Raw genomic sequence first — 15,882 nt, forward strand, 5'->3', positions numbered from 1 at the left:
CATTAATTTTATATAATAGAAAAATATGATATAATTACATATAGATTCTATAAATGAAAAGGAATAAAAAATATGCTTAAATTATCTATATTAGAGTTTTTTTTAATAGCGATACCAGAAAGTTTTACATTTACAACGGGGATTTATTTTTTATCAAAGAAATTTTTTGATAAAAAAAGGTTAATAATAATGTCTTTATTATCAGCTATAGAAATTTATTGTGTTAGAATGTTACCTATACATTTTGGAATTCATTTAGCTATAAATATTATTTTTTCAATAATATTATCTGTTAATATTGGTGAAATATCCATGGAAGATGCCATTTCTTACAATATGATTATGACAATAATTTTATGCATAAGTGAATTTATAAGCATTTTCGTTTTAACTAAGGTATTTCAAATTAATGTACCTTTACTAAGACTTACACCTATCACTAAAGTAATATATTTTATTCCGTATTTTATTCTATTTGTATTTAATGTTTTTCTTATAAGCAAATTTATGGATAGAAGGAAACAATGTAAAAATATATAGGAGTTAAATTAATGAATTTAGATAAAATAAAAATTAAAAATTGGAGTCATGATAAAAAAATATATAATAGTATGCTTATAGTAAAATTTATTATATTGCTTTTTTGTGCAGGTGCTATTTATTTAAATTATGCAGAAAAGAATAATATTACTGAAAAATTTTATTTTGATGCATTAAATTTAGCTATTATTATAATATGTTTAGTTAGTGTATATCTTATTTGGATGTTTATATCAATAAAAGCTTTTAAACTGAAAAAAATAAAAACAATTCAAGTCATAGAAAATATCATATCAATGATAAGTTTTACATTCATAATAATATTGTCAGGAAGTTATAAAAGTTCTTATAAGTTTTTATTCTTATTAGTTATAATTATTACTACCATACAATTAGGAATGGAATATGGAATAATTACAGCAATTGTATCTTCCAGTATAGTATTAGCTATAGATTTAATATTAGCACCAAAGGCTCCAATAAATATATATTTCGAAACAGATTTAATTTTAGTAGGGGTATTTATAATGACAGCTTGGCCTTTAGGGTATTATGTAAATATTCAAAAGGAAGATTTACGACAAAAAGAGGAAGAAGTAAATATATTAGCTAGCAAACTAGGCCAGAAGGAAATGCAAAAAAGATGTATGGAACAATTACTTATAAAAAATGAAAATTGTTATAATTTACTTATAAGAAATTCAAAGGATGCTATATTGGTACATAGATATGGTAAAATTATATTTGCTAATGAGAGATTAAAACAGATGTTAGGATACAAAAAAGAGTATAATTTTGAAGATATAGATATAAAAAGTTTAATACCTAAAGATCAATATAATGCTGTAAAAAATAAATTGGAAAATTTATATTGTGGTAGTGAAAATATAGTTAAGTTTCAGCACAATGTAATTAATAATAAAGAGAAGACAATACAAAATACATCTACTTATGTTATATATAATGGTATGCCAACAATTTTTAGTATATTACATGATGTAACATCTAAAATACAAGTAGAAAAACTTGAACAAGATGTTAAAAAGAATATAGAATTATTAAATGAAAGTAGGGAGTATAACAAATTAATTACAGAATTTTTATCTAATATATCTCATGAGCTAAAAACCCCATTAAACGTGATTTTTACAGCAGTACAATTATTAGGATTTTATGAAAAAGATATTAACAAAGATCTTGATTATGAAAAGCAAGATAAATATTTAAAACTAATAAAACAAAATTGTTATAGGCTTATGAAGTTGATAAATAACTTATTAGATACAACTAAATTAGATTCAGGGTATTTAAAATTAAATTTAGTTAATTATAATATAATAAGTTTGATAGAAGAAATAACATTATCTGTAACATCCTATGCGGAAAGCAAGGGTATAAATATTGTATTTGATACAAATGTGGAGGAGAAAATAATTGCGGTAGATCCAGATAAAATAGAAAGAATTATTTTAAATTTACTTTCAAATTCTATAAAATTTACTAACTCTGGAGGTAATATATTTGTAAATATAAAAGATTCTGGAGATTATGTATATATACATGTAAAAGATACAGGGGTTGGGATACCTTCAGATAAATTAGAATCTATATTTCAAAGATTTTTTCAAGTGGATAAAACTTTAAAGAAAAATAAAGAGGGAACTGGTATAGGATTACATTTAGTAAAGTCCTTTGTAGAAATGCATAAGGGTGATGTTACTATAACTAGTGAACTAGGAAAAGGAACAGAATTTATAATAAAATTGCCTGCTACAGTTTGTAATAATAATATAAAATCAAAAAATGTAATTTATGAAGCTAATGTAGAACGTATAAATATGGAGTTCTCAGATATAACTCAATAATATTATAATTATTACAAAATAAATTCTCTAAAATTGTATTATACAATTTTAGAGAATTTATTTTGTTTTTATTTATTAAAACTTATATAAGTTTACAAGTTGATAAAAAAATAATACTATATATCCAAAAATGTTAAAATTTTAGTTAAATAGAAAAATAACATTACATTAATTTCTAAAAGTGTTATAATTATAGTGTAAATACACTAATAAAGGAATGATTTAATCGTGTTGAAAAGTAGTGTAGTAGAGTTATTTATGAGATTAACTCCAGAAGCGTTTTTATTTATTTTTATTATACAAGCTTTTAGCAATAGTAAGATAAACAAGAATAAATATGTTTTATCTAGTATTTTATTTTCTGTAATTATATATTCAATTAGATTACTCCCAATACATTATGGTGTACATACTATTTTAAATATTATAGCCATTATATTAATATGCACTTTCATAAATCAAGTTGCTCCTATTAAAGCTATAACCTATTCTTTAATATTAGTGAGTTTTTTAGCACTAAGTGAGGCTTTAAATTTATATTTTATGTATAAGATATTTGGTGAAAATATAGAAAATGTTTTAAAAAGTCCATTAAAAAAATGCATTTATTTAATGCCATCTATCCTTGTTTTGGTAATTATAGTTTTACTTATATTTAAAATAAAAGATAGGAGAGTAAAGGATGTTTTTAATTGAACAGATTTCAAATAAAATAGGAAGTAAAATTTCTAGTAATTTAAATCTAGATAAAGATACAGAAGAGATTATTGCATATGGAGCCTTTTCAGTATTGCAAACAATATGGGCATTTCTATGTGTAGTAATTTTAGGATATATATGTAATGTATTGATAGAATCTGTAATTATTGCATTAACTTCAGTTATATACAGAAAGTATTCTGGTGGAATACATGCTAATACACCTAATAAGTGTGCAATTTTAGGAGCTATAGTTTTTGTAGGATTTGCATTAATAGTAAAAAATATTAATATAGGTTTGAATTTATTTTTCCCAGTAATTTGTATTTTGATATTCATTTATTCATATTATGCAATTTATAAATTTGTGCCAGTAGATACTAAAACTAAGCCTATAGAAAATGAAGATGAAATATTAAAATTAAGAAGGTATTCTTTTTTTATAATTAGTATTTTATTTTTCATTGAAGCCCTACTTTTGTTAATTTATTTTCAATATAAGAATGAAATGTTGATTTATTACGCTAAATGTATAATTGCAGGTGTTTTATGGCAGAGTTTTACTCTTACACCCTTAGCTAAAAGAGTGTTTGCTAATATAGCCATGGAATAACAAATTATTTCATTAAAGTTAATTATATGTTAATATGTTAATATGTAATAATATAAAATTATAGGGGGAATTATAATGAAAAAACAATTAAAAGAAAAATGTATAAAGGTTACTGCAAAATTTCTTAAATCTGTAGCTTATTCTACAGCAGATTCAGCTTGTGTAGCAGGTATATATCAGCCAAAAGAACCAAAGTCATTAAGAAAATAAAAATTTTAAATAGTGTATAGGGAAAGGAAACTTACCTATACGCTATATATTAATGTGACTGCGAGTGTGAGGTATATGAGCGAAATTAATCAAATTAAAGAAAAAAATATATATAATATAACTTGTATAGTAAAGTTAATATCTTTACTTTTTTCTTCTATAATACTATATAATTATCTTTCTGAAAACAATTGTGCTAATAAAAACAGTTATTACAATACTGCTTTTGCGATATTATTATCTTTAATAATGACTGTAATATATTTAATTTGGTCTTTTTTTGCCATAAAAACTAGAATGTTTAAAAATATATTACTTGTTCAAAGAATAGAAAACATGTTTTTCATTTTAATTTTTACAGTATTGATTATAATGTCAGGAAAGTATAATAGTCAATACAAGTATTTATTTTTATTTATTATAATTACAACTACTATCCAAAGAGGATTAAAGTCTGGTATGATTATTTCAATAATATCATCTCTTATAATTTTAACTATAGATTTATCTATGGCTAATTATAATTGCATAAATACTTATTTTGAAAATGATTTAATTCTTTCAGGAGTGTTCATTTTAACAGCCATATCTCTAGGGTATTATGTTAAATTAGGTAATGAGAGCATAAAACAAAAGAATATTCAACTAGAAAACTTAAACAAGAAATTAAATGAAAAAGATAGTCAAAGAAAGTATATAGAGGAACTTCTTTTTAAAAACGATACTTGCTATAATTTACTTATAGAAAATGCAAGAGATGCTATTATAATCCACAGAAAAGATAAGATTGTTTTTGCCAATGAAAGTGCATCAGAATTATTAATTTGTAATAATAATGATAAACTTCAAGATATAAATATAAATAATTTTATATTAAAAGAAGAGCAAAAGAAAATAAGGAATAAATTAGAGTTAGTATATAGAAATAAAAGTGATATAATATGTGTTGAACAAGTTATACAAAATAATAAAAAAGAAAATATAAATGTTGAAAGTATAAGTACTTATATTATATATAATAATAAGCCTGCTATATTATCTATACTAAGAGATATTACTTCACAAAAACAGGTAGAAAAACTTCAAAAGGATGTAGAAAAAAATATAGAATTATTAAATGAAAGCAGAGAATACAATAAATTAATAACTGATTTTTTAGCTAATATATCCCATGAATTAAAGACACCTTTAAATGTAATATTTACAGCAGTGCAAATATTGGATTTATATAAAAAAGATGCAAACTCTTATGATAAAAAGGAACAGTATATAAAAGTTATAAAGCAAAACTGCTATAGACTTATGAGGTTAATTAATAATCTATTGGATACAACTAAACTAGATTCAGGATATTTAAAACTTAATCTAGTGAATTGTAATATAGTAAATTTAGTAGAAGAGATTACTTTATCCGTTGTATATTATGCAGAAAGTAAAAATATAAATATCATATTTGATACAGATGTTGAAGAAAAAATTATGGCTGTAGATCCAGATAAAATAGAAAGAATAATATTAAACTTATTATCTAATGCTATAAAATTTACAGGTAGTGGCGGAAATATATATGTAAATATAAAAGATTGTAAAGATAGCATTACCATATCCGTAAAAGATACAGGGATAGGTATACCACAAGATAAAATAGAAAATATATTTGAAAGATTTGTTCAAGTAGATAAAACTTTAAGAAGAAATAAGGAAGGCAGTGGTATAGGCCTATATTTAGTTAAGTCCTTTGTAAATATGCATGAAGGTAATATAGATATCCAAAGTGTAATAGGTAAAGGTAGTGAATTCATAATAAATATACCAGTTAAATTGGTAAAAGAAGATTCAGAAAAGGAAAATAATGTACTGTATTCACCAAGTAAAGAATATGTAGATATGGAATTTTCAGATATTTATTCAGAGTTTTCATCTAAGTAGAATAGTTTTATATATAATTTTATTTGGATACATAATAAATCCTTTTAAAATGATTAAATTTTTATTAAGATAGATTTAATGTACACGTTAGTGTTTTTAATATAAATAATAACCTTAAATAAGCTGTATTTATTAAAAAATATAATATAGCTTATTTTTGATTTATTAAAAATCTTTTAACACAAAATAATATAAAAGTGTTATAATATTTTTCATAAGTGAGGTGAAAATATGAGTGGTATAGCTGGTAAAGGTTGTGAGGTTTTAGTACCTTTTAATGAGAGAATACCTCTTAAAGATATAGAAAAAAGTATTATTAAAAAATATAGAAAACCTATATGGAATAAATTTATTAAAGCTATTAAAGAATATAACCTTGTAGAAGATGGTGATAAAATAGCTGTGGCAGTTTCTGGGGGAAAAGATAGTATTTTAATGGCAAAATTATTTCAAGAGTTAAAAAAACATGGCCAAATAAATTTTGAAATAGAGTTTATTTCAATGAATCCAGGTTATCATGAAGATATAAGGAAATTATTAATAGATAACTGTAATTATTTAAATATACCTATTAATTTGTTTGATTCTGATATTTTTAAAGTTATAGATGATATAGCTAAGGACTATCCTTGTTATATGTGTGCTAGAATGAGGAGAGGAGCTCTTTATTCTAAAGCTCAAGAATTAGGATGCAACAAATTAGCTTTAGGTCATCATTTTAATGATGTTATAGAAACTATTTTATTAAATGTACTTTATGCGGGAAATTTTAAGACCATGTTACCTAAATTTAAATCTACAAATTTTGAAGGATTAGAATTAATAAGACCATTGTATTATGTAGAAGAAGAATATATACAAAAGTTCATACAAAATAGTGGGATTTGGCCTCTAAACTGTGCTTGTATGGTGGCAGCAGGTAAAATAGGTAATAAAAGGCATGAAATAAAAGACTTAATTAAAGAATTAAAGAAAAACTTTAAGGACGTAGATAAATCTATATTTATGTCATCTAAAAATGTTAATATGGAAGCTATATTAGGATGGCAAAAGAATAAAGAAAAATATTCTTACTTAGATTTTTATGATGAAGATTAATATAGTTAAAGAACAGATAAATAATTAAAAAAAGATTTCCAAATATTTAAAAGTGTAAATTTACTTTAATATTTGGAAATCTTTTATCTATAAATAGCACATGAATATCAATTATATAAATATTTTTAAAAAATTGCAGGGCATACTACTGTTAATATTTTAGAGTCCGTTTTAAGAGGATTAGAAAGTATATGCGGTATAGTAGAAGGGAAATGAATGGAATCACCTTCGTTTACAAAATATTCTTCCCCATCTAGATTAGCTATAATAGCTCCTTCTAATACATATATAAACTCTTCTCCTGGATGGCTAAATTTATGACCATGCTGTTTTTCAGCAGGTATTACAACTAATATAGACTCCATATTTCTTTCCGTAAAATTACCACTTAATCTTATGAACTTAGAAGCAGAGCCTTCAAGTTCAAAAACTTCTCTTTCTTGTTTTTTTACTAAATATTTATGAAGTTCTGGACTCTTGAAAAAATAGGTTATAGGTACATTCAATGCATCTGCAATTTTTTTTAAAGAAGTAATTGCAAGAGAAGAGGAATTATTTTCTACTTGTGATAAAAAACTTATGGACAAACCTGTCTTTTCACCAAGATCTTTTAAGGTTAAATTTTTTTCTTTTCTTAGATTTCTAATTTTTTCAGCAATTTCATTGATCATTTTGACCTCCAATATATATATTAGCAAAATCCAGAAAAATCTTACTTTTCTTTCAATAATAATAGCATAATAACCTTGGTAATTCAAGATTATTATCCTATTATTAGAAAAGTATATAATAAATATTAAAAAAATATATGACATAATAGAGTGTTTTACCAATAATTCAAAATTCTTAATATAAACAAAAAAACAACAAATTTATTACAGTAAACAATAAAAAATTACTGTAATATCGAAAAAATATATATACATAAATAAAAAATTATGGTATTATCAAAATATACTGAAAATATTTTAAAATTTTAATTTAAATATTTAACGAAACTAAAGAATTGACGTATGGAGGGATAAACATGAAAAAGAAAATAGGTCTATGGGACTTAGTTTTCATGAATGTATCAGCGCTTTTTGGAATTAGGTGGATAGCAAAATCTACAGCATCTAGTTTTGGGTTAGGTCTTGGTGCTATACCGGCCTGGGTATTATTCGCATTTATATTTTTCTTACCAAGTGCGCTTATTTGTGCAGAACTTGCAGCTACTTATCCAAGAGATGGAGGGCTTTATGAATGGGTAAAAGAAGCCTATGGAGAAAAATGGGGATTTATGGTTTCTTGGTTAAATTGGACAGCTAAGTTATTTTGGTATTCTTCATTTTTAACATTTTTAATAGTAAACGTTTCTTACGTATTAGGAAAACCAGAACTTGCAGGAAATAAAATGTTTGTACTTATATGTTCATTAGTTATATTTTGGATACTTTCATTAATTAGTACTAAAGGTATGGCCTTTGCTAAGATATTTACTAATGTAGGAGCATTAGGCTCAACTGTGCCAGCAGTTCTTTTAATAGTAATGGCTCTTATATCTGTATTAGTGTTTGGACATAAACCAGCATCAACTTATACAGTAGCTACGTTAACACCAAAATTAAACATGGATACTTTAGCAGCAATTTCATCAGTTATGTTTGGCCTTGCGGGAGCAGAAACTGCCGCAAACTTTGTCACAGAAATAGATGATGCTAAAAAAAATTTCCCAAAGGCAATTTTAATATCAGCAGCTATAGTTGGAGGTCTTTATGTATTAGGTTCAATTGCTATAACTATGATTATTCCAACAGATAAGATAACTGCATCTGAAGGTATATTAGCAGCCTTAGGGACTGTTGCAGCTAATTTAGGAATAGGACCATGGTTTATAAGAATAATAGCTTTTGGTATTTCTTTATCAGTGCTTGGAGCTATAATACTTTATATAGCATCACCAATAAAAATGTTATTTGGTAGTGTTAAAAAAGGAATATTTACAGAGAAGTTTACAAAGGTTAATGAACACAATATACCTGTACAAGCAGTTATATTACAAGCGGTTATAGTAAGTATAATATTATTAACTACTACATTGTTACCATCCGTTGATGCAATATATAATGTGCTTGTTACAATGACAGCATTAACATCATTATTCCCATATGTTTTATTATTCCGTTCGTATATAAAGTTAAGACAAGACAGACCAAACGAAGTAAGACCATATGAAATGTCTAAAAATAATGGAAAAGCTATATCTATAGCTAATATGGTACTTATAATATCAGTAGTAGGGATAGTTTTATCAGCAGCACCAGTTATGCCAACTTTAAAAGAAAATATTATATATGAATTAGAAATGATAGGCGGAGCAGTTTTAGTTATAGGTATAGGTTTATGGAAATGGAATAATTTTGTTAAAAAAACAGGATTTAGAGAAGAAAAATAGAAATATGAATTAAGAGGCTATCTAAAAGGTAGTCTTTTTCACAAATAAATATTGATTTTGTTTCTCTTTTATATAGAGAATAAAAAAATAAATATAAATTTAGGAGTGGATTTTTATGAACCAAGAAAGACTTAATAAAGTTTTAGAGGGAATGAAAGAAAGAGAAATTCCTCAAATGTTGATTTCAGATGCACCAGCTATATTTTATTTAACAGGAAAATGGATTCATACAGGAGAAAGGCTAATAGCTCTTTACCTTAATGAAAATGGGAACCATAAATTATTTATAAATGAATTATTCCCAGTAACTGAAGACTTAGGAGTAGAAAAAGTTTGGTTTAATGATAACCAAGATGGAGTAGAAATAATTTCTAAATATGTTGAAAAAGATAAAGTAATGGGTGTAGATAAAAATTGGCCAGCACGTTTTTTATTAAGACTTATGGAATTAGAAGGCGGAAGCAAATTTGTTAATGGTTCAATAATAATAGATAGAGCAAGAATGTTCAAAGATGAAAAAGAAAAAGAATTAATGAGAGCTTCATCAAAAGCAAATGACGCTGCTATGGAAAAATTATATAGCTTATTTAAAGAAAATCAAGATTTATCAGAAAAAGAAGTTGGTGAAAGACTTGCAAAAATTTATAGTGACTTAGGTGCAGAAAGATTCTCATTTGATCCAATAGTAGGATATGGAGCAAATGCAGCAGATCCACATCATGAAAATGATGGTTCTAAACTTAAAGAAGGAGATTGCATAGTTTTAGATATAGGTTGTGTAAAAGATTCTTATTGTTCAGATATGACTAGAGTTTTCTTCTATAAAAGTGTTCCAGAACATTCAAAAGAAGTTTATGATACAGTAGTAGCTGCTAATATGGCAGGTATAGCTGCTGTTAAACCAGGAGTAAGATTCTGTGATATAGATAAAGCTTCTAGAGACGTTATAGAAAAAGCTGGATATGGAAAATACTTTACTCATAGAACAGGACACTCAATTGGTATAGAAGATCATGACTTAGGAGACGTTTCAGCAGTTAACACTGAAGAAATAAAACCAGGAATGATATTCTCAATAGAACCAGGTATATACTTACCAGGTGAAGTTGGTGTTAGAATAGAAGACTTAGTTTTAGTAACAGAAGACGGCTGTGAAGTTTTAAATAAATATAGTAAAGAGTTAACTATAATAGAATAAATTTTTTATATAAGTATCCTATAAACAGAGTTCTTGGCTTTAGAGGGAGTTTTTACTCCCACTAAAGCTTATTAACAGAATTCTTAGGAGTTTTACTCATTAGAAGTCGTTATCCTTTAGGGGAAATCGTTATCCAGGGACGTAGCCGTTCTTTACTTCCACTTTGAAGAAGATGGGAGTGTTAGAGCGGGTAGTCATCGGATAAACAGTACCCTTTAGTAATAAAAATAACTATGTAAAAAGTATATTATAAAATATATTTTTTCATAGTTATTTTTTTATCCATAAATATTATTTTAAATATAATAAATTCAATTTTAACATTAATGTGCAAAATTCTCCCATATTCTATAAGTGGTAGTAATTTATAAACAAATTATCTATATCAAATTAATAATTTTATAAATGTACTATGTAATAAAAATAAAATAAAAAAAAGAAAAGGTTAACAAAATAAAATATGATAAAAGTTTAACAAATACTATTGACTTTGATTTAATAAAGTATTATTATGAAATTGTTAAATAAATAACAATTAAGAAACTTTAAGTATTACTAATTATTAATACTTTTATATTTTAGATAACTTTGTGAAAAAATAAACTATCATTAAAAGAGGTGTTATTATGAAAATTACAACTACTGAGGAACTAATAAGAAAAATTGAAAAAATTAAAGAGGCACAAAAAGTTTATTCCACATATTCTCAAGATGAGGTGGATAAAATTTTTAAAGCAGCAGCCATAGCCGCTAACAAAGAAAGAATTAAACTTGCAAAAATGGCGGTAGAAGAAACAGGTATGGGTATTGTAGAGGATAAAGTTATAAAAAATCATTTTGCATCTGAATATATTTACAATAAATACAAAGATGAAAAAACCTGTGGTGTAATAGAAAGAGATGAAGCCTTTGGATTAACAAAAATTGCGGAACCAATAGGTGTTATTGCGGCCATAGTTCCAACAACTAATCCAACTTCAACAGCTATTTTTAAAGCTTTAATAGCTCTAAAAACTAGAAATGGTATAATTTTCTCACCTCATCCAAGAGCTAAAAAGTCTACAATAATGGCAGCTAAGATTGTTTTAGATGCAGCGATAAAAGCAGGGGCACCAAAAGAAATAATAGGTTGGATAGAAGAACCTACACTAGAATTATCTAATGCGGTAATGAGTAATACAAATCTAGTACTTGCAACAGGTGGTCCAGGTATGGTTAAAGCAGCTTATTCTTCAGGAAAACCAGCTATAGGAGTAGGACCTGGAAATGTACCAGCTATAATACACGAAACAGCAGATATTAAAATGGCTGTAAGCTCAGTAATACTTTCTAAAACCTTTGATAATGGTATGATTTGTGCCTCAGAACAATCAGTAATTGTAATGAATAGCATATATGAAGAAGTAAAAAAAGAATTTATAATTAGAGGAGCCTATATTCTAAATAAAGAAGAAACAGAAAAAGTTAAAAAAATAATTTTAGTTAATGGAAATGTAAATGCTAAAATTGTTGGTCAAACACCACAAAAGATAGGTGAAATGGCAGGAATACAAGTTCCAGCTTGGGCTAAAATTTTAGTTGGAGAAGTTCAATCTGTAGAATTAGAAGAACCTTTCTCCCATGAAAAATTATCACCAATTTTAGCAATGTATAAAGTTAAAGCCTATGAAGAAGCTCTAACTAAGGCAGAAAGATTAGTAGAACTAGGAGGATTTGGACATACATCTTCATTATATATAAACACAATAAAATGCAAAGAAGAAGTAGAAAAATTCTCAAATAATATGAAGACAGGAAGAACAATTATAAATATGCCATCAGCTCAAGGTGGTATAGGTGATATATATAACTTTAAGTTAGCACCATCTCTAACTCTTGGTTGCGGATCCTGGGGTGGAAACTCAGTATCAGAGAATGTAGGACCAAAACACTTATTAAATATCAAAAATGTAGCTGAGAGGAGAGAGAATATGCTTTGGTTTAGAGTGCCAGAAAAAGTTTACTTTAAATATGGATGTCTTCCAATAGCTTTAAAAGAATTAAAAAGAATGAATAAGAAAAAAGCATTCATAGTTACAGATAAAGTATTATACGAATTAGGGGTTGCTAAAAAAGTAACAGATGTATTGGACGAAATAGGAATAAATTATAAAGTGTTCTTTGATGTAGCACCAGACCCAACTTTAGAAACAGCAAAAAAGGGTGCAAAGGAAATGGTAGATTTTAACCCTGATACAATAATAGCTATAGGCGGAGGCTCTGCTATGGATGCAGCTAAAATAATGTGGGTAATGTATGAACATCCAGAAGTAGAATTTGAAGATTTAGCTATGAGATTTATGGATATAAGAAAAAGGGTATATGAGTTCCCACATATGGGAGATAAAGCAATGATGATATCAGTAGCTACTTCAGCAGGTACTGGTTCAGAAGTAACTCCTTTTGCGGTTATAACTGATGAAAAAACAGGGGTAAAATATCCACTAGCAGATTATGAATTAACTCCAGATATGGCTATAGTAGATGCAGATTTAATGCTTAATATGCCAAAGGGATTAACAGCGGCATCAGGAATTGATGCATTAACTCATGCAGTAGAAGCTTATGTATCAGTTATGGCGTCAGAGTACACAGATGGATTATGTTTAGAAGCTATAGAAACTATTTTTGAATATCTACCAAAAGCTTATAAAGAAGGAGCTAAAGATATAGAAGCAAGAGAAAAAATGGCCCATGCATCAACTATTGCAGGTATGGCCTTTGCAAATGCATTTTTAGGAGTATGTCACTCTATGGCTCATAAATTAGGTTCTATGCATCATGTACCACATGGTATAGCTAATGCTTTATTAATAAATGAAACAATTAAATTTAATTCTGAGGATATGCCAAGAAAGCAAACTGCTTTCCCACAATATAAATATCCAAATGCTAAGGCTAAATATGCAAAGATAGCAGATTATTTATCATTAGGTGGAAAAACTGAGGATGAAAAAGTAGAGTTATTAATAAAAGCCATAGATAAACTAAAGGCAGAAGTAAATATTCCAACTTCCATAGAAGAGGCGGGAGTATCAAAGGATAAATTCTTCAAAACTTTAGATGAAATGTCCGAACAAGCCTTCGATGATCAATGTACAGGAGCTAATCCAAGATATCCATTAATAAGTGAAATAAAAGAAATGTATACTAATGTTTTTAGTAACAAGAAATAAGTTTGTTTAAAATATATAGTATGGAATATTATTATAGTTACACAAAGCTAAAATTTTAGTTTTTACCCATAAACCAAACATCGATACAAAAAAAGTAATACTGTGTCAAAATAGAGCTAATTTTATTTTGACACAGTATTACTTTTTTAATAAATGAATATAATTTATTTTATTTTGTACTAATAAATATCAAATTATTTCTCAAATACTATTGATTTTATGTCTCATTTGTTATATAATCTAAATGAAATTGATTCTCAGTTTCGGGGTGAAAGATATAATATAAATTAAAAATAGATAGTTTAGGGGTGTTATTCATGAGTGTTTTCGTTGTGGGAGGAGATAAGATTCAAACCATAAAAGAAAACTTAAAAGAAATGGGATTTAATAAAATAAGTCATGTTACAGGTAGAAGGACTAGACATAGAAAAATACAGGTACCTACCAATACAGATTTAGTTTTAGTATTAACAGATTATGTTGGGCATACTGTGGTAGAATCTATAAAAGAACAAAGTAAATCTCAAAACACTAGGATAGTTTATTCTAGAAGAGCTTGGACTAGCATTGAGAAAACATTAAAGGATACCATAGGGGAAAATTAATGTTAAGGGTGTTATTAAATTAACGTGAAAGGAAGTAATACACTAAAAGGAGTTAAATATGAGTAGAAATTTAGTGACAAAGTATATGAATGTTATAAATGCCATGGAAAATAAAAAATATTTATATTCCTTGCTTTTGTATTTAATTGCTCCAACCTTAGATGGAGTAAAACCATCCACTATTGTTACTTTAAGCACAAGCGGTAAAAATTTAGATTTATTATGGAGTAAATATAAAAAAGAATTTTTAGAAATTTACAAAATTAATTATATAGAATTGAAAAAAACAGATAAATGCACAACTATTTTGTTTTATCATAAAGAAGCCTTAAATAAGGTACTATACAATAAATACAACTTAGAATTTTTAAAAGAGATAGGATATAGAGATTTTTCTAATGAAGAGTCATTTTTATTAAAATTAAAAAGTAGGTTTAAAGATACTTGTCCTCATGAAATAGGTATTTTTTTAGGTATACCTTTAGAGGAAGTAAAATCTTTTATACAAGATCCTAAGAGAGAATGTATATATTGTGGTTATTGGAAAGTTTATAACGATATACAAAAGGCTAAAAAACAATTTACCACTTATGATATAAGCAGGACTAATATGATTTTAGAAGTATTAGAAAAAGAACAAGTTTACGATTAATATTAAAATATATTTTTAGCTATAAATATGATAGATGAAGAAAAGTAAAAGATATAGAAATAGATTTACATAAGATATCTGATAAATTAGGTATATCAAGTAGGTAGATTATTTGGATTAAGTTAAAACATAAAAGAGAAAGTAAAAATTAATTTCATATAAAAAGCATTATTAAAATACAAATTGGTGTCTCAAAGTTTTACATTGGGACACCAATTTGTATTTTCTTTTTTACTTTTTCAACTAAATTAACGATTTCCTTATAGGATTTTAATGTACCATAAGTTACAATAGGTCTTCCTATAGGCACGATACCTAATTTTCTAGATGTAAAACCACCAATTTTCATCCATGTATTTACAAAAGGTTGAGAACTAACCAATATTAAATCATCGTCAAATCCTTTGATTTCTGTATACATGTCTCTAAGAGCTGGTATTACTATATTAGGTTTATATTGTACACTTATAGTATATACTTTATGACCAAATTCATCTACTCCTATAAATTTAAGATGACCTACATCTTTTTTTGTAATCTTATCAAAGGTGGGTAGTTTTAGTAAATCCTCTTTGGTAGGAGTCGTATTTGATGGTAAATTTTTAACATGTATATTAGCTGCTACACAGCTAGAGTGAGAACCTCCCACATCATGATATATAACCATAATAATGTTCACCTACTTTTATAATAATAAGAATTTTATTGCTATGATATATGTTATTTTTACCTCTTTAACATAATATATGTATTAAATAATAATAAACAGTAGAAAAAATATAATTAATTTTGATATAGCAAGATAATAAATAAGCTTTATAAAC

The 15,882-nt window shown here is 26.2% G+C and carries 14 protein-coding genes; 12 read left to right on the plus strand and 2 right to left on the minus strand.

Features of this window, described 5'->3' with window-relative positions:
* The first annotated feature begins 72 nt into the window (after positions 1-72).
* From ACYUEW_RS04685 to ACYUEW_RS04715, 7 genes are all read left to right on the plus strand, one after another.
* Positions 73-540: a hypothetical protein gene (locus ACYUEW_RS04685; RefSeq protein ID WP_043031088.1), complete on the plus strand. Its 468-nt coding sequence runs from the start codon at positions 73-75 to the stop codon at positions 538-540.
* An 11-nt stretch (positions 541-551) separates the two neighbouring features.
* Positions 552-2,405 (plus strand): ATP-binding protein, encoded by a 1,854-nt coding sequence (locus ACYUEW_RS04690; protein ID WP_265204167.1) that lies wholly within the window; start codon positions 552-554, stop codon positions 2,403-2,405.
* 258 nt (positions 2,406-2,663) lie between these two features.
* A complete protein-coding gene (locus ACYUEW_RS04695; protein WP_043031177.1) occupies positions 2,664-3,101 on the plus strand; it encodes a hypothetical protein in 438 nt (145 codons plus the stop codon).
* Positions 3,088-3,717, plus strand: coding sequence for an accessory gene regulator ArgB-like protein (locus tag ACYUEW_RS04700; RefSeq protein ID WP_043031090.1), 630 nt, complete (start codon positions 3,088-3,090; stop codon positions 3,715-3,717). The genes ACYUEW_RS04695 and ACYUEW_RS04700 overlap by 14 nt, the downstream gene beginning before the upstream one ends.
* Before the next feature lie 75 nt (positions 3,718-3,792).
* Positions 3,793-3,927 carry a cyclic lactone autoinducer peptide gene (locus ACYUEW_RS04705; RefSeq protein ID WP_043031092.1) on the plus strand — a complete coding sequence of 45 codons (135 nt, stop codon included), beginning with the start codon at positions 3,793-3,795 and terminating at the stop codon, positions 3,925-3,927.
* A gap of 75 nt (positions 3,928-4,002) precedes the next feature.
* Positions 4,003-5,856 carry a PAS domain-containing sensor histidine kinase gene (locus ACYUEW_RS04710; RefSeq protein ID WP_043031095.1) on the plus strand — a complete coding sequence of 618 codons (1,854 nt, stop codon included), beginning with the start codon at positions 4,003-4,005 and terminating at the stop codon, positions 5,854-5,856.
* 231 nt (positions 5,857-6,087) lie between these two features.
* Positions 6,088-6,954 (plus strand): tRNA 2-thiocytidine(32) synthetase TtcA, encoded by an 867-nt coding sequence (locus ACYUEW_RS04715; protein WP_003487520.1) that lies wholly within the window; start codon positions 6,088-6,090, stop codon positions 6,952-6,954.
* 125 nt (positions 6,955-7,079) lie between these two features.
* On the opposite strand, the gene ACYUEW_RS04720 is transcribed toward ACYUEW_RS04715, so the two are convergent.
* The gene (locus ACYUEW_RS04720; RefSeq protein WP_003487519.1) at positions 7,080-7,625 is read right to left on the minus strand and encodes a helix-turn-helix domain-containing protein; all 546 of its coding nucleotides are present in this window, start codon (positions 7,623-7,625) and stop codon (positions 7,080-7,082) included.
* 356 nt (positions 7,626-7,981) lie between these two features.
* Between ACYUEW_RS04720 and ACYUEW_RS04725 the strand changes: the two genes are divergently transcribed.
* The 5 genes from ACYUEW_RS04725 (at position 7,982) to ACYUEW_RS04745 (ending at position 15,058) form a co-directional block, all read left to right on the plus strand.
* Positions 7,982-9,388, plus strand: coding sequence for an APC family permease (locus tag ACYUEW_RS04725; protein ID WP_003487517.1), 1,407 nt, complete (start codon positions 7,982-7,984; stop codon positions 9,386-9,388).
* Between the two features lie 115 nt (positions 9,389-9,503).
* Complete coding sequence (locus ACYUEW_RS04730; RefSeq protein ID WP_003487514.1) at positions 9,504-10,586, plus strand: M24 family metallopeptidase; 1,083 nt, start codon at positions 9,504-9,506, stop codon at positions 10,584-10,586.
* Between the two features lie 626 nt (positions 10,587-11,212).
* Positions 11,213-13,801, plus strand: coding sequence for a bifunctional acetaldehyde-CoA/alcohol dehydrogenase (adhE, locus tag ACYUEW_RS04735; protein WP_460276311.1), 2,589 nt, complete (start codon positions 11,213-11,215; stop codon positions 13,799-13,801).
* Between the two features lie 317 nt (positions 13,802-14,118).
* On the plus strand, positions 14,119-14,406 hold the full coding sequence (locus tag ACYUEW_RS04740; RefSeq protein WP_003487510.1) for a DUF2325 domain-containing protein: 288 nt from the start codon (positions 14,119-14,121) through the stop codon (positions 14,404-14,406).
* Positions 14,407-14,464: 58 nt separating this feature from the next.
* The gene (locus ACYUEW_RS04745) at positions 14,465-15,058 is read left to right on the plus strand and encodes a DUF3793 family protein (protein WP_003487504.1); all 594 of its coding nucleotides are present in this window, start codon (positions 14,465-14,467) and stop codon (positions 15,056-15,058) included.
* 199 nt (positions 15,059-15,257) lie between these two features.
* On the opposite strand, the gene ACYUEW_RS04750 is transcribed toward ACYUEW_RS04745, so the two are convergent.
* Entirely contained in the window at positions 15,258-15,737 is a 480-nt protein-coding gene (locus ACYUEW_RS04750; protein WP_187116469.1) for a DUF3189 family protein, read from the minus strand.
* Positions 15,738-15,882: the final 145 nt, after the last annotated feature.

The sequence above is a fragment of the Clostridium sp. CTA-1 genome, from assembly GCF_054768215.1.